General features: G+C 74.4%; 14 protein-coding genes. 8 read left to right on the forward strand and 6 right to left on the reverse strand.

Going from position 1 to position 14,793, the window contains the following annotated elements:
* Nucleotides 1–36: 36 nt before the first annotated feature.
* Nucleotides 37–870, reverse strand: a complete 834-nt coding sequence (ddaH, locus tag ACFYML_RS17560; RefSeq protein ID WP_198940428.1) for a dimethylargininase — start codon at nucleotides 868–870, stop codon at nucleotides 37–39.
* Nucleotides 871–929: 59 nt separating this feature from the next.
* On the opposite strand from ddaH, the gene ACFYML_RS17565 reads away from it, so the two are divergent.
* Nucleotides 930–1,388 carry an Lrp/AsnC family transcriptional regulator gene (locus tag ACFYML_RS17565; protein WP_387421597.1) on the forward strand — a complete coding sequence of 153 codons (459 nt, stop codon included), beginning with the start codon at nucleotides 930–932 and terminating at the stop codon, nucleotides 1,386–1,388.
* A gap of 85 nt (nucleotides 1,389–1,473) precedes the next feature.
* Nucleotides 1,474–2,427: a zinc-binding dehydrogenase gene (locus ACFYML_RS17570; protein WP_387421598.1), complete on the forward strand. Its 954-nt coding sequence runs from the start codon at nucleotides 1,474–1,476 to the stop codon at nucleotides 2,425–2,427.
* 35 nt (nucleotides 2,428–2,462) lie between these two features.
* Here ACFYML_RS17570 and ACFYML_RS17575 read toward each other — a convergent pair whose 3' ends face one another.
* The 3 genes from ACFYML_RS17575 to ACFYML_RS17585 form a co-directional block, all read right to left on the reverse strand.
* Nucleotides 2,463–3,566: a hypothetical protein gene (locus tag ACFYML_RS17575; RefSeq protein ID WP_387421599.1), complete on the reverse strand. Its 1,104-nt coding sequence runs from the start codon at nucleotides 3,564–3,566 to the stop codon at nucleotides 2,463–2,465.
* 144 nt (nucleotides 3,567–3,710) lie between these two features.
* Nucleotides 3,711–3,968, reverse strand: a complete 258-nt coding sequence (locus ACFYML_RS17580; RefSeq protein ID WP_073837131.1) for a DUF6457 domain-containing protein — start codon at nucleotides 3,966–3,968, stop codon at nucleotides 3,711–3,713.
* Complete coding sequence (locus ACFYML_RS17585) at nucleotides 3,965–4,564, reverse strand: molybdenum cofactor guanylyltransferase (protein WP_387421600.1); 600 nt, start codon at nucleotides 4,562–4,564, stop codon at nucleotides 3,965–3,967. The genes ACFYML_RS17580 and ACFYML_RS17585 overlap by 4 nt, the downstream gene beginning before the upstream one ends.
* A 165-nt stretch (nucleotides 4,565–4,729) precedes the next feature.
* Here ACFYML_RS17585 and fdhD point away from each other — a divergent pair, with 165 nt between their 5' ends.
* Nucleotides 4,730–5,584, forward strand: a complete 855-nt coding sequence (fdhD, locus tag ACFYML_RS17590; protein ID WP_387421601.1) for a formate dehydrogenase accessory sulfurtransferase FdhD — start codon at nucleotides 4,730–4,732, stop codon at nucleotides 5,582–5,584.
* 54 nt (nucleotides 5,585–5,638) lie between these two features.
* Here the strand turns inward: fdhD and ACFYML_RS17595 are convergent, their stop codons facing one another.
* Nucleotides 5,639–6,691, reverse strand: coding sequence for a DUF4192 domain-containing protein (locus ACFYML_RS17595; protein WP_387421602.1), 1,053 nt, complete (start codon nucleotides 6,689–6,691; stop codon nucleotides 5,639–5,641).
* A gap of 162 nt (nucleotides 6,692–6,853) precedes the next feature.
* On the opposite strand from ACFYML_RS17595, the gene ACFYML_RS17600 reads away from it, so the two are divergent.
* The 5 genes from ACFYML_RS17600 to ACFYML_RS17620 all read left to right on the forward strand — a co-directional run bounded on the left by ACFYML_RS17600 (nucleotide 6,854) and on the right by ACFYML_RS17620 (nucleotide 13,706).
* The gene (locus tag ACFYML_RS17600) at nucleotides 6,854–7,768 is read left to right on the forward strand and encodes a fructosamine kinase family protein (RefSeq protein WP_387421603.1); all 915 of its coding nucleotides are present in this window, start codon (nucleotides 6,854–6,856) and stop codon (nucleotides 7,766–7,768) included.
* Nucleotides 7,765–8,778, forward strand: coding sequence for a GTP 3',8-cyclase MoaA (gene moaA, locus ACFYML_RS17605; protein ID WP_387421604.1), 1,014 nt, complete (start codon nucleotides 7,765–7,767; stop codon nucleotides 8,776–8,778). Before ACFYML_RS17600 ends, moaA begins: the two co-directional genes overlap by 4 nt.
* Before the next feature lie 3 nt (nucleotides 8,779–8,781).
* Nucleotides 8,782–9,027: a MoaD/ThiS family protein gene (locus ACFYML_RS17610; RefSeq protein ID WP_357434383.1), complete on the forward strand. Its 246-nt coding sequence runs from the start codon at nucleotides 8,782–8,784 to the stop codon at nucleotides 9,025–9,027.
* Nucleotides 9,028–9,046: 19 nt separating this feature from the next.
* Nucleotides 9,047–10,420 carry a metallophosphoesterase gene (locus ACFYML_RS17615; RefSeq protein ID WP_387421605.1) on the forward strand — a complete coding sequence of 458 codons (1,374 nt, stop codon included), beginning with the start codon at nucleotides 9,047–9,049 and terminating at the stop codon, nucleotides 10,418–10,420.
* A 94-nt stretch (nucleotides 10,421–10,514) separates the two neighbouring features.
* On the forward strand, nucleotides 10,515–13,706 hold the full coding sequence (locus ACFYML_RS17620) for a UvrD-helicase domain-containing protein (protein WP_387421606.1): 3,192 nt from the start codon (nucleotides 10,515–10,517) through the stop codon (nucleotides 13,704–13,706).
* 17 nt (nucleotides 13,707–13,723) lie between these two features.
* Here ACFYML_RS17620 and ACFYML_RS17625 read toward each other — a convergent pair whose 3' ends face one another.
* Nucleotides 13,724–14,719 (reverse strand): EamA family transporter, encoded by a 996-nt coding sequence (locus tag ACFYML_RS17625; RefSeq protein ID WP_387421608.1) that lies wholly within the window; start codon nucleotides 14,717–14,719, stop codon nucleotides 13,724–13,726.
* Nucleotides 14,720–14,793: the final 74 nt, after the last annotated feature.

Below are 14,793 nucleotides of genomic sequence, written 5' to 3' on the forward strand. Positions count from 1 at the left end.
AGGCCGCCCGTTTCCGTGCTCGGTGTCCGGTGCGCGTCAGTGGCGCAGCTCGGCGATGCAGCACTTCACGCTGCCGCCGCCCTTCTTCAGCTCGGCCAGCTCGACCGGCACCGGGTGGTAGCCGGCCGCCTTGAGCTTGCCGGCCAGCCGGGTCGCCTCGCTGTTCAGCACGACGTTCAGCCCGTCGCTGACCAGGTTGAGGCCGAAGGCCAGGGCGTCGGAGTCGTCGGCGAGCACCGCGTCCGGGAAGAGCTGGGCGAGCACCTTCTGGCTGGCCGCGGAGAAGGCGCCCGGGTAGTAGACGATGTTCTCGTCGTCGATCGAGGCGAGCGCCACGTCCAGGTGGTAGAAGCGCGGGTCGACCAGGCGCAGCGAGACCACCGGTCGGCCGAGCGCCTCCTGCGCCTCGGCGTGCGCCGCCAGCTCGGTGCGGAAGCCGTGGCCGGCGAGGATCAGCCCGCCGTGCGCGTCCGGCAGGTACGCGAAGTCGCCCTCGCCCTCGTTGGTCTCGCTCGGCGCGATGAACCGCCAGCCGTTCGCCTCGTAGAACGCCCGGTGCGCGGCGGCCTCGGCGGCCCGCTGCTCGTGCTTGAACTGGGCGCCGTAGACCGTCCCGTCCACCACGAAGGCCCCGTTGGCCGCGAAGACCATGTCCGGCAGCCCGCGCTCGGGGCTGAGCTGGTGCACCTCGTGGCCGAGGCCGACGAGCGTCTCCCGCAGGCGGTCCCACTGCTTGACCGCCAGCTCCGCGTCGACCGGCGCGGTCACGTCCATCCACGGGTTGATCGCGTACTCGACCGCGAAGTGCTCGGGCGAGCACATGAGGTATGTCCGCTTTCGCGGGACTCGCTGCTGGTTCACGGTCACCAAGAGTAGGTACGGTACAACTTTGGTAACAGCCACAACCATTGCTTCCCAGAGGCGGAACGTTGCAGATAGACGCGGTTGACCAGCGAATCATTGCGTTGCTCGTGGCCGATGCCCGCGCCTCGTACGCGGACATCGGCGCGCGGGTGTCACTCTCCGCCCCCGCGGTCAAGCGTCGGGTTGACCGGCTCCGATCCGCGGGCGTCATCCGCGGCTTCACGGCCGTCGTCGACCCCGCCGCCGTCGGCTGGACCACCGAGGCGTTCGTGGAACTCTTCTGCGCCGGCCGGACCACCCCGGCGCAGATCGGTGCCGCGGCACGGCGGCATCCCGAGGTGGTCGGGGCCTACACCGTCTCCGGGGAGGCGGACGCCCTGGTGCACCTGCGGGCCGCCGACATCGCCCACCTCGAGGAGGCGCTGGAACGGCTGCGGGCCGAGTCCTTCGTCACCTCGTCGCGCAGCACCATCGTGCTCTCCCGGCTGGTCGAGTCACCCGGGGTCGGCCCGTCCACGGGCTGAGACCTTGACCTCATCCCCGCTTGAGGTTGTCCACTGGACGCCGGTGGAACGCCGGGGCACCCGTCCCCGGCCGGGAGGAGGCGGCGTGCGGGCGGTGTGGCTACGGGAGTTCGGCGGCCCGGAGGCGCTGGTGCCGGGGGCGGCACCGGACCCGGCACCCGGACCGGATCAGGTGCTGATCGAGGTCGCCCACGCCAACCTCACCTTCGTGGAGACCATGTTCCGATCGACCGGGTTCGGACCGTTCACCGGGTCGCTGCCGCTGATCCCCGGCAACGGGGTGGGCGGAGTGATCACCCAGGTGGGCCCCGGCGTGGACCCGGCGCTGGTGGGGCGGCGGGTGGTGAGCAGCACCGGCGGCTCCGGCGGGTACGCCGAGCGCGTGGTGGTCGACCGGGACGCGCCGTTCGCGGTGCCGGACGGGCTGCCGCTGGACCAGGCGGTGGCGCTGCTCGCCGACGGTCGTACGGCCGGCATGCTGGTGCACGCGGCCGGGCTGCGCGGCGGCGAGCGGGTGCTGGTCGAGGCGGCGGCGGGCGGGGTGGGCAACCTGCTGACGCAACTCGCCACGGCCGCCGGAGCCCGGGTCGTGGCCGCCGCCGGGGGTGCCCGGAAGGTGGCCCTGCTCCGCGAACGCGGCCTCGACGCGGTGGTGGACTACCGGCAGCCGGACTGGACCGCCCGGGTACGCGCCGCCACCGCCGGGATCGACGTGGTCTTCGACGGGGTGGGCGGCCGGCTCGCCCGCGAGGCGTTCGACCTGCTCGGCCCGGGCGGGCGGATGCTCAGTTTCGGGCTGGCCAGCGGCGCCTGGGCGGACCTGCCCGCCGACCTCGCGGCCGCCCGCGGAGTGACCCTGCTCCGGCCGTCCGCCGCGCCGGACGAGCTGCGCGCGTTCACCAAGCAGGTGCTCGCCGAGGCGGCGGCCGGGCGACTGCGCCCGCTGATCGGGCAGCGCTTCCCGCTGGACCGGGCCGCCGACGCGCACGCCGCCATCGAGTCCCGCGCCACCGTCGGCAAAACCCTCCTCGACCTCTGACGCCTTCCCGCGCTCTCCGCGCGGGCGCCCGAATGTCAGAGGTACATGCCGGTGCGGTGCTCGGGCTGGGCGCGGGAGGGCTTGTCGGCCTCGCCGAAGAAGCGCCGGCCGCCGAACTCGCCGTGCAGCCGGTCGTCCAGCTCGTCGGCCAGGCCGGTCATCACCTGGACGGCGAGCATCAGGTGGGTGGGCTGGAAGTTGCGGCCGAAGACCGGGATCGAGGCCCACACCGTGTCGTCGGCGCAGTAGAGGCGGCCGATCGGCATCCGGTTGGTCAGCTCGGAGAGCTTCACATAGAGGCGCTCGGTCGGCTCGACCTCGGTGAGCACCGGGGAGAAGACGTCGACCAGGGGCGGGTTGTCGCGTACCCGGACGAAGACCATGGCCGAGCCGGCACGGATGTTGATGTCGCCGTCCGAGTCGATCTGCAACTGGTCGGCATTCGACTTGAGCATCGTGGAGACGACCGTCCGGACCCGCTCCTCCAGCGCGAGCACGTCGTTCCCGCCGGCCTGCGCGGTCGCCGCCGCGGCCAGCGCCTCGTCGAGGTCCGCCTCCACGTCCCGGCCCGGGCCGAACTCGCTCCGCGCGGTGCCCAGCGGCTCCACCGGCAGCGGCTCGCCCTCGGCGTCATGCACCAGATAGACCAGGAAGGCGGGGTGCGGCGCCCCGTAGACGTCACGGAGGGTGCGGGACAGCACGGCCGCCAGCCGAGCGGCCTCGTCGACCGCGCAGTCCAGCCCGAACTGCTCGCCGGAGCCCGCCATCACCCCCGGCGGGGACCAGCCGAGCGCGATCATGTCGGCCACGGCGGCCCGGTCCAGGCGGTATCCCTGCGGCAGGGTGGCGTTGCCCACGGCCCGCGCCGACAGCCGGCCCTCCTCGCCGACGTCCACGCTGATCGAGTAGACGGCGTCCCCGGTCCCGGAGGCGGTGGGGTCGAGGGTCAGCTCCAGATGCGTACCGGCCGGCAGGTCGCGCAGCCGGTCGGCCAGCGCGCGGGCGAACTCCCGCCAGGCCTCGGTCACCTTGGCCCGGAGGTCCGCCGTGGTCGGCTCGTCCAGCAGGATCGACTCGTACTGCTCCGGCACACCGCCGGCGGGCTCACCGGTCGGCACCGAGGGGTGGTCAGCCGTCATGATCGCCTCCGTCCGTCACGGCCACCCTACCCACGGACGGTGGGGGGCGAATCACGGCGGACCAGGATCGGACAGCCACCCCAAAACGCCCCGCCGCGGGCCCGTCTCTCCGGGGACCCGGACGTGGGTCGGCACGGCCGGGGGCTACTCGGCCGGCGTGGTGCCGTCCAGGTCGAGCGGCCAGGAGTTGGCCAGCTCACTGAGCCGCGCAGCCGTCGCGGCCAGGTCGCCGCCGCGCCCCACGGCCACCCCCAGCAGGTACGCGGTGACCGGCGCGCCCGGGCGCAGCACCTGGTGGGCCACGTCCTTGGCCAGGTCCAGCACGACCGGCACCGACACGTCGCCCGGGTCGAGCCCCAACTCGGCGCAGGCTGCCGTGACCCAGTCGTCCATCACCGTCATCTCGTCCACTCCTCGGCCCGGCGTACGTCCTCGTCAGTGTCGCAGTCGAACCAGGGCGGCGGCCCGGAGCCGGACCAGGCCACCTCCCGGACCGTCATGCCGGCCAGCAGCCCGCGTACCGGAGCCCCGTCGACCGTGCCGCCCCGCTCGGCGGCGAGACGGTCCACCGCCGCCCGCAGCGCGGCGACCCGCCACACCCCGCAGAGCTGCTGCCGGCGGCCGTCGCTGTCCACGTAGCAGGCCCCGTCGGCGGTCGACCCGTCGAGCGCGCGCCGCAGGTCCGCCACCGCCTCGGGGGTGAGCAGGGGAAGGTCGGCGGCGAGCAGGGCGACCGTGGTCGTACCGGGGGCGAGCAGGGCCAGCCCGGCAGCCGTGGCGGCCACCGGGCCACCGCCGGGCGGCCGCTCGCGGGTCAGCCGTACGTCGTCGGGGAGTGGACCGGCCGGACCGACCACGATCCGCGGCGCGGCGTCGACGACCGCGGCCAGCACCCGGTGCAGCATGGGCCGGCCGCCGACCGGACGCGCCGGCTTGTCCACCCCGCCCATCCGGCGGGCCGCGCCGCCCGACAGCACCACCGCCGCGTACGCCGTCACCCGCCCACGGTAAACCGCAGCGCGCTCCGTCCGCCCTCCAGCAGGACCCCACGCAGCGGGGATCGGCCTGGCCAAGGACGTCTGGCTGGTCGGCCCCGGCTGACCCTGGTGCGCGGGAGCGGCATCGCCGTGCGGGTGGCGGACCGCGCGCGGCAGGATGGCGGGATGGGACGGGCGACTGAGCGGCGCGGCGTGCTCCGGATCGATCTCGACGCGGCGGCCGACGGGCGCGCCCGGGTACGGCGACCGGACACCCTGGCGGTGGAGGAGCCGCTGGAGATCCGGGTCGGCCCGGCGGGCCCCGGCCGGCGGAAGCCGCTCGCGGTGACCATGCGTACCCCCGGCGACGACCTGGACCTGGCGGTCGGCTTTCTGCTCACCGAGGGCCTGATCCGGTCCGCCGACGACGTGTACACCGCCCAGCTCTGCGCCGGGGCGGAGACGCCGAACACCTACAACGTGGTCGACGTGGTGCTGTCGCCCGGCGTGCCCGAGCCCACCACCGACCCGGCCCGCAACTTCTACACGACCAGCTCGTGCGGGGTGTGCGGCAAGGCGAGCATCGACGCCGTCCGCACCCGGTCGCTGTTCGCGGTGCGGGACGACCCGCTCCGCGTGCCCGCCGAGCTGCTGGCCGCCCTGCCGGACCGGCTCCGCGCGGCACAGCGCGCCTTCGACCGGACCGGTGGGCTGCACGCGGCCGGGCTCTTCACCGCCGCCGGCGAGCTGGTGGTGCTGCGCGAGGACGTCGGCCGGCACAACGCGGTGGACAAGGTGGTCGGCTGGGCGGTCCGGGAACGCCGGCTGCCGCTGGCCGGGCACGTGCTGCTGGTCTCCGGCCGGGCCAGCTTCGAGCTGACCCAGAAGGCGTGGATGGCCGGAGTGCCCCTGCTGGCGGCGGTCTCCGCGCCCAGCACCCTCGCCGTCGAGTTGGCCGAGGAGGCCGGCATGACAGTGGTCGGCTTCCTACGCGGCCGGACGATGAACGTCTACGCGGGCGCAGCACGGATCAGCGAATAGTGGGAACGCCAGGGGAGCCTGCGTGAATTGACGCGACCTCCCTGAGCGCCGACGTCAGATGCGCCGGCGGGGAATGCGGCGGCGGGGCCGGCGGCGCACCACCCCCGGGAAACCGACCGCCGGCCAGCCGTCCAACTCCGACGGCGGCATCCCGCGGCGGAGCATGTCGTCCAGGAGCAGGGCGAGGGAGTAGTCGGGGCGGGTGGCGAGCACGCGTTCCAGGGCCACCGCCGCCAGGGCACCGTGCCCCGCCCGCCAGGCCGCGAAGGCGAGCAGGCTGCCGGGGGCGGCGATCAGCTCCGGCTCGGCCCGGCGCAGCACGTCGGTCCAGAGGCTGATGTCGGCGTCCCGGCCGTCGGTCCGTTCCCAGGCGTGGTCGCGTACCGGGAGTTGGGTGAGGAGCACGGTCAGCCAGGCCACCTGGTCGTCGCCCAGCCGCTCGCCGCGCCGGTGCCGGCGGAATGCCTCGCGCACCGCCGCGACGCCCGCGGAGCGTACGGAGCGGCCACCGGCCAGCGCGGTCTCGGCCGCCTCCTCGGTCAGCTCAGCCAGGCGTCGGCGCGCCCGGACGGTGGCCCGGCGCATGGCCACCCGGACCGGCCCGTCGAGCGCGGCCACCTGTGCGGCCAGCGCGGCCCGGTCGGGCAGAGCCACCTGACCGGCGAAGACGGCCGCCGCGCTGACCTCGCTGGTCCCCGGGTCGTACGGGGTGCCGTCGGGCGGGCAGCACGCGGGCTCGGTGCAGAGGTAAGACCACCAGCGCCCGTCGGTCACCCGCAGGGCGTCGAGGACGAGCAGCCCGGCGTCGTCCAGCGCCTCGCCCACGGCGTCGACCGCACCGGTCACCCGCGTGGCCGGGCCGTATCCGATCACGGTGGCGGCCTCGCTGCCCTGCCGGGCGATGACCTGCGCGAGATGGCGGGCGGCCGGACCCGGGTCGGATCCCGGTTCGGGCAGGTCGCCCCGGGCGGCGAAGACCACCCGCCGGCCGCGTAGCGCCACCACCACCAGGCTGTCGGCCGGGTGGAAGCCGAGCAGGTACGGCACGGCGGCGATCAGGTCGGCGGGCGAGCGGACGGCGAGCCGGGGGCGCGGGGTGGGAGTCATGCCGGGAGCGTGCGGCGGGTGGGTGCCGGCGCGACAGGCCCTGTGGACGACACGCGGGTTATCCACAGATACGGAGAGTATCGATGCAGGTGAGCGCCGAACGGCAGGCGTCCGAACCGCTACCGCCCCACGAGGACCGTCCGGACCGGCTACCTTGCGCTCATGGACCTGGCGTACCTGCGGGCACACCCGGAGCACCTGCCGACCTTCCTGACCCACCAGCGGATCCGGGAGACGCCGGTCTCCGGCGGGGACATCTGCGCCGCGTCCCGGCTCACCCTCGACGACGGGCACTCGATCTTCGCCAAGACCTGGCCGGAGAAGGCGGCCCGCCCGGTGCCGGAGGGCTTCTTCGCCACCGAGGCGGCCGGCCTCCGCTGGCTGCGCGAGCCGGGCACGGTGGCCGTACCCGAGGTGGTGGTGGCGCTGCCGGAGCTGCTGGCGCTCGACTGGGTCGAGCCCGGCGAGCCGACGCCGGAGGCGGCCGAACGGTTCGGCCGCGAGCTGGCCGGGCTGCACCGGGCCGGAGCGCCCACCTTCGGCGCCGAGCGGCCCGGGTTCATCGGCGCGCTGCCGCAGGACAACACCCCCGACCCCGGCCCCTGGTCGGCGTGGTTCGCCCGCCGCCGGTTGATGCCGTACCTGAAGATGTCGGTCGACGACGGCGCGCTCAGCGGCGCGGACGCCAGCCTGGTCGAGGAGCTGATCGGCCGGATCGGCGAGTTCGGCGGGGACGAGCCGCCGGCCCGGATCCACGGCGACCTCTGGCCGGGCAACCTGCTCTGGGGGGCGGACGACCGGGTCTGGCTGGTCGACCCGGCGGCGCACGGCGGCCACCGGGAGACCGATCTGGCGCAGCTGGCGCTCTTCGGCGGCCCGTCGCACCTCGACCGGATGATGGCGGCCTACCGGGAGGCATGGCCGCTGGCCGACGGCTGGCGGGAGCGGGTGCCGTTGCACCAGCTCCACCTGCTGCTCGTGCACACCGCCCTGTTCGGCGCGGCATACCGGGATGCGGTGGTCTCCGCCGCCCACAGTGCGCTGGGGGGCGCCGGACGCGCTACGGTCGACAGGTGACCGCCGCCCCGACGACCGACGGAGTCCTCGTCGACCGGTACGGTCGGGTCGCCCGGGACCTGCGGGTCTCGCTGACCGACAAGTGCAACCTGCGCTGCACCTACTGCATGCCGGCCGAGGGCCTGCCCTGGCTCTCCGGGCCGCAGCTGCTCACCGACGACGAGATCATCCGGCTGATCCGCGTCGCGGTGCACCGGCTCGGGGTCACCGAGGTGCGTTTCACCGGCGGCGAGCCGCTGATCCGGCCCGGCCTGGTCGGCATCGTGTCGGCGGTGGCCGCGCTGCGACCCCGGCCCCGGATCTCCCTGACCACCAACGGCATCGGCCTGGCCCGCCTCGCGCCCGCCCTGCGCGCCGCCGGTCTCGACCGGGTGAATGTCTCGCTCGACACGGTGGACCGGACCCGGTTCGCCGAGCTGACCCGGCGGGACCGGCTCGATGACGTGCTGGCCGGGCTGGCCGGCGCGGCGGCCGCCGGGCTGACCCCGGTGAAGGTCAACGCGGTGCTGATGCGCGGGGTCAACGACGACGAGGCTCCCACGCTGCTCCGGTTCGCCCTGGCGCACGGCTACGAGCTGCGGTTCATCGAGCAGATGCCGCTGGACGCGCAGCACGGCTGGGACCGCAGCCGGATGGTCACCGCCGACCAGATCCTGGCCAATCTGCGCGCCGAGTTCGACCTGAGCACCGATCCGGCCGAGCGGGGCGCATCCCCGGCCGAGACCTGGCTGGTGGACGGCGGACCGGCCCGGGTCGGGGTGATCGCCAGTGTGACCCGACCCTTCTGCGGCGACTGTGACCGGACCCGGCTCACCGCCGACGGCCAGGTCCGCGCCTGCCTCTTCGCCACCGAGGAGTCCGACCTGCGCGGCGCGCTGCGCGCCGGGGTGGACGACGCCGAGCTGGCCCGCCGCTGGCGGACCGCGATGTGGGGCAAGCGGGCCGGGCACGGCATCGACGATCCGGCCTTCCTGCAACCCGCCCGTCCCATGTCGGCGATCGGAGGCTGACCGGTGGAGCTGACCGTCCGCTACTTCGCCGGCGCACGTGCCGCCGCCGGCCGCGCCGAGGAGACCGTCTCCGCCGGCCGGTCCCTCGACGAGCTCGTGGACGAGCTGGCCGAGCGGCACGGCGAAGGGCTGAGCACCGTGCTGAAGGCGGCCAGCTTCCTGGTCGACGGCCTGGCCTGCCATGATCGTCGGGCACCGCTGCCGGCCGGGGCGACGGTCGACGTACTGCCCCCGTTCGCGGGCGGCTGAGGAGGCTCGCGTGTTGGCGATGGCAACATTCCTGGGCTTCGCCGTGCTCGTCACCGCCCTGATCCACCTCTACCTGTGGAAGCGGCTGATCCGCGACACCACTCGGCCCGGGCGCTCGCGGCGCATCGGCGGAATAGCGCTGCTGCTGCTGGCGCTACTGGTGCCGGCCACCATGATCGCGACCCGCGGCGGGGTGCACTGGCTGGCCTGGCCGGGCTACCTCTGGCTGGCCCTGATGTTCTACCTGCTGGTCCTGCTGCTGGTGCTGGAAGTGCCGCTGGCGGTGGCGAAGCTGGCGCTGCGGCGCCGGGCGCGGGTCGGCCTGCCCGCGTCCGAGCCCGCGCTGGTCGGGGCCGGTGGACCGGCCGCCGGACCGCTCGACATCGCGGCCGCCCAGGCGGAAATGCCCTCGGCCGGCCTCGCCCGGGCCTCGTCCGTCGGCCTCGCCGAGCCGCCAACCGTCCAGCCGCCGGCCGACCAACCCGCCGAGTCGGCGACCGGTCCCGCGAATCCGCCCCCGGCCGGCACCACCGCGGCGCCGGCCCCCGACCATGACCCGTCGCGCAGGTTGCTGCTCACCCGGGGCGCCGCGATCTTCGCCGGGCTCACCGCCGCCGGTCTCACCGGGTACGGCGTCCGCACGGCGATGGGACCGCCGCGGCTGGACCGGGTGCAGATCCCGCTGGCCAAGCTCCCCCGCAGCATGGACGGGCTGCGGATCGCCACGGTCTCCGACATCCACCTGGGGCCGCTGCGCGGACGGTCGCACACCGAGCGGATCGTCGCGATGATCAACCGGCTCGACGCCGATCTGGTGGCGGTGGTCGGTGACCTGGTCGACGGCTCGGTCGCCGAGCTGGGCGCGGCGGCGGAACCGTTGCGCGACCTGCGGTCCCGATCCGGCAGTTTCTTCGTCACCGGCAACCACGAGTACTACTCCGGTGTCGAGGAATGGGTCCAGGAGGTGGACCGGCTCGGCCTGCGGGTCCTCCAGAACGCGCGCCAGGAGATCCGGGCCCGGGGTGGCGTACTCGACCTGGCCGGGGTGAACGACGTCACCGCAGCCGGCACCGGGCTGGCCGCCCCCGCCGACTACGCCGCCGCCCTCGGCGACCGGGACCCGAGCCGACCGGTGGTGCTGCTGGCCCACCAGCCGGTGGCCGCGTACGAGGCGGCGAAGTACGGCGTGGACCTCCAACTCTCCGGGCACACCCATGGCGGGCAGATGGTGCCGTTCAACCTGCTGGTGGGGCTTCAGCAGCCGGTGGTCTCCGGCCTCGGCGAGGTGGACGGGACCAAGGTCTATGTGACCAACGGCGCCGGTTTCTGGGGCCCGCCGGTGCGGGTCGGTGCGCCGCCACAGGTGACCCTCGTCGAACTCCGCGCCCAATAGCGCGAACCGGCTGCCGGGTCCAGCACCGGATTGCTCAGGTCACGCGTACGCGTGGCGGCGGGCGGGCCGGGGACGGCTCGTGGCAGGATGCGGCGTGCCTCCGTTCAGCGCCGTACCCCCCGGTGGCCTCCCGCCGTTCGTCGCGGATCTACACATCCACTCGAAGTACTCGCGCGCGTGCAGCCGGGACCTGACCCTGCCAAACCTCGGATGGTGGGCCCGGCGCAAGGGCATCGGCGTCCTCGGCACCGGTGACTTCACCCATCCCGCCTGGTACGACCACCTCCGCGAGACCCTGCACCCGGCCGAGCCCGGCCTGTTCCGGCTCAGCCCGGATGCGGAGCGGGACATCGCCCGGCGGCTGCCACCCCGGCTGGCCAGCACGGCGGAGGCGGACCCGGTCCGGTTCCTGCTCAGTGTGGAGATCTCCACGATCTACAAGCGGGACGACCGGACCCGGAAGGTGCACCACCTCATCTACCTGCCGGACCTGGACGCGGTGGCCCGGTTCAACGCCGCGCTGGGGCGGATCGGCAACCTGGGGTCGGACGGCCGGCCGATCCTCGGCCTGGACTCCCGGGACCTGCTGGAGATCACGCTGGAGGCCAGCCCGGACGGCTACCTGGTGCCCGCGCACATCTGGACGCCGTGGTTCTCCGCGCTCGGCTCGAAGTCCGGCTTCGACGCGATCGCCGACTGCTACGCCGACCTGGCCGAGCACGTCTTCGCCGTGGAGACCGGCCTCTCCTCCGACCCGGAGATGAACTGGCGGGTCGGCAGCCTGGACCGCTACCAGCTCGTGTCCAACTCGGACGCGCACTCGCCGCCCGCGCTGGCCCGCGAGGCCACCGTCTTCAGCTCGACCCGCGACTACTTCGCGATCCGGGAGGCGTTGCGCACCGGGGACGGGCTCGCCGGCACCATCGAGTTCTTCCCGGAGGAGGGCAAGTACCACGCCGACGGGCACCGGCTCTGCGGGGTGAACTGGGCGCCCGAGCGGACCCGGGAGGCCGGCGGCCGGTGCCCGGAGTGCGGCAAGCCGCTGACGGTGGGCGTACTCAGCCGGGTCGAGGAGCTGGCCGACCGGCCCGAGGGGCACCGGCCGGCACACGCCCGCGAGGTGACCCACCTGGTGCCGCTGGCCGAGATCCTCGGCGAGATCAACAAGGTCGGTGCCCGGTCGAAGAAGGTCGAGGGGAAGCTCAACGAGCTGATCGCCGCGCTCGGCCCGGAGCTGGAGATCCTGACCGGCGCCCCGCTGGACGAGATCGGCCGGGTCGGCGGCGAACTGCTCGCCGAGGGCATCGGCCGGCTCCGCCGCGGCGAGGTGCGCCGGGTCCCGGGCTACGACGGCGAGTACGGCGTGATCACCCTGTTCGACCCCGCCGAGCTGGGTGGCAGTGCCGCGCCGAACGCGCAGGACACCCTCTTCGACGTACCCGTACCCGCGCAGCGGAAGCCCGCGGAGCCGGCGCCGAAGCCGAAGGCGAAGCGCCCGGCGACGGCCAAGCCGGAGCCGAAGCGGAAGCCCGTCCCGCCACCGCCGCCACCGATCGCGCCGGTGCCCTCTCCGCACGAGCCCTTCGAGCCGATGCTCGCCGGGATGGAGGAGGTCGGCACCGGCCTGCTGGACCGGCTCGACGCGATGCAGCGGGTGGCGGCCTCCGCACCGGGTGGCCCGCTGCTCATCGTGGCCGGCCCGGGCACCGGCAAGACCCGGACGCTGACCCACCGGATCGCGTACCTCTGCGCGGAGCTGAACGTCTTCCCGGAGCAGTGCCTGGCGATCACCTTCACCCGCCGGGCGGCCGAGGAGCTGCGGCACCGCCTGGACGGGCTGCTCGGCCCGGTCGCCGAGGACATCACGGTCGGCACCTTCCACTCGCTGGGGCTGACCATCCTGCGGGAGAACGCCGCAGCCGCCGGGCTGCCGGCGGATTTCCGCATCGCCGACGACGCGGACCGCGCGGCGGCCCGGACCGAGGTCGGTGACGACGACGACCGGTACACCTCGCTGCTGCGCAAGCGGGACCTGGTCGACCTGGACGAGCTGCTCACCCTGCCGGTGGCGCTGCTGACGGCGGACCGGAAGCTGGTCCGCGAGTACCGCGAGCGCTGGAAGTGGATCTTCGTCGACGAGTACCAGGACGTCGACGCCGTCCAGTACGAGCTGCTGCGGCTGCTCAGCCCCGCCGACGGCAACCTCTGCGCGATCGGCGACCCCGACCAGGCGATCTACTCGTTCCGGGGGGCGGACGTCGGCTACTTCCTGCGCTTCTCCCAGGACTTCACCGACGCCCGGCTGGTCCGGCTGAACCGCAACTACCGCTCCTCGGCACCGATCCTGGCCGCCGCGGTGCAGGCCATCGCGCCGTCGTCGCTGGTCCGTGGCCGCCGGCTCGACCCGGCCCGGCTCGACCCGGAGGCCCCGCTGGTCGGTCGCTACGCCGCGGCCTCCGTCGCGGACGAGGCCGATTTCGTGGTACGCACCGTCGACGAGCTGGTCGGCGGCCTGTCCCACCGCTCGCTCGACTCGGGCCGGATCGACGGCCGGTCCACCTCGCTGTCGTTCTCCGACATCGCCGTGCTCTACCGCACCGACTCGCAGGCCGCACCGATCGTGGACGCCCTGGCCCGGGCCAACATCCCGGTGCAGAAGCGCTCACACGACCGGCTCCGCGACCGGCCCGGGGTGACGGCGATCGCCCGCGAGCTGCGGCACGCCGGGCTGGACGGCTCGTTGGCCGCCCGCGTCCGGCTGGCCGGGCAGATCCTGGCGGAACGCTTCGCCGTGCCGACGCTCGACGGCGCCGGCTCGGTACGCCCCGAGGACGTCCGCACCGCGGTGGACCTGCTCACCCCGCTGGCCCGGCGCTGCGGCGACGACCTCGGGGTCTTCCTCTCCCAGCTCGCCACCGGGGCGGAGGTGGACGCCCTGGACCCGCGCGCCGAGGCGGTCACCCTGCTCACCCTGCACGCGGCCAAGGGCCTGGAGTTTCCGGTGGTCTTCCTGGTCGGCGCGGAGGACGGGCTGCTGCCGCTGCGCTGGCCGGGGTCGGAGCCGGGCGACGACGCGATCGCCGAGGAGCGCCGGCTCTTCTTCGTCGGGCTCACCAGGGCGCAGGACCGGCTTTACGTGAGTCACGCCGCCCGGCGGATCCGGCACGGGTCGGAGCGCGAGTGCCGCCCGTCACCGTTCCTCGACGTGATCGACCCGGGGCTCTTCGAACGGTTCGGCGAGGCCGAGCCCCGCCGCCCCAAGGACCGCCAGCTCCGCCTGATCTGAGGGGAGAGGGGCCCTGCTCAACGGCGGACGGCCTCCCGGGCTGCCCGGTCGACCGACCGGCGGGGACGCTCGGTGCTCACCACCACGGCCACCCCGGCGACGATCACCGCCCCGCCGAGCAGCACCTGGGTGGTGACCGGTTCGGCGGCGAACAGCGCGCCGAGCGCCACCGCGACCACCGGGTTCACGTACGCGTAGGTGGCGACGAGGGAGATCGGGGCGTGGTGCAGCAGCCAGACGTACGCGGTGAAGGCGACCAACGAGCCGGCCACCATCAGGTACAACAGCGCCGCCCAGGAGCGGCCGGTCACCTGAGCCGGGGAGAAATCGCGCAGCTCGCCCCGGACGGTGGCGAGCACGGTGAGCGCCGCCGCGCCGGCGACCATCTCGTAGACGGTGGCCACGAACGGGTCGGCCGGCATCCGGATACGTCCGGAGAGATAGGAGCCGACGGACCAGCAGGTGGCCCCGACGACCACGGTGAGCGCGCCGACCACGGGTACGTTGCCCGGCCCACCGGTGGGAAGCACGAGCAGGACGAGCCCGACGAAGCCGAGGGCCACCCCAGCGAAGGTCCACAGCCGGGGCCGGTCGCCGCCGAGCGTACGCAGCAGCACGACCAGCAGCGGGACGGTGGCCACCAGCAGCGCGGCGATGCCGGAGGGCAGCGCCACGCCGGCCGGGCCGGACTCGGCGAGGACCACGAGCCCGTTGCCGCCGGCGAGCAGGAGCACGCCGACCAGGGCGGCGGACCCGAGCTGCCGACGATCGACGCGGAGCGCCCCCCGCCCGCGGCGGAGCCGGAGCACCAGGGCGAGCACGCCGGCGGCGGCGGCGAACCGCATCGCCGCGGAGGCGAGCGGCGGCAGCGACTCGACCGCGACCCGGATGCCCAGGTAGGTCGAGCCCCAGAGCACGTAGACGAGGACCAGCGCGGTCCAGACGAACGCGGGACGGGCGGCGGTGGGGGCGTGGTCGACGGTCGACGTCGCAGCTGTGGGGCGTGAGCTCATCGGTGGACCAGGCTACGGTGACCAGGGCACGGTGTCCCCGGTTGGTGGCCGGCCTCTCACCCACTGGCGTACCC

The organism is Micromonospora sp. NPDC007230, assembly GCF_042869115.1.
GTDB lineage: Bacteria > Actinomycetota > Actinomycetes > Mycobacteriales > Micromonosporaceae > Micromonospora.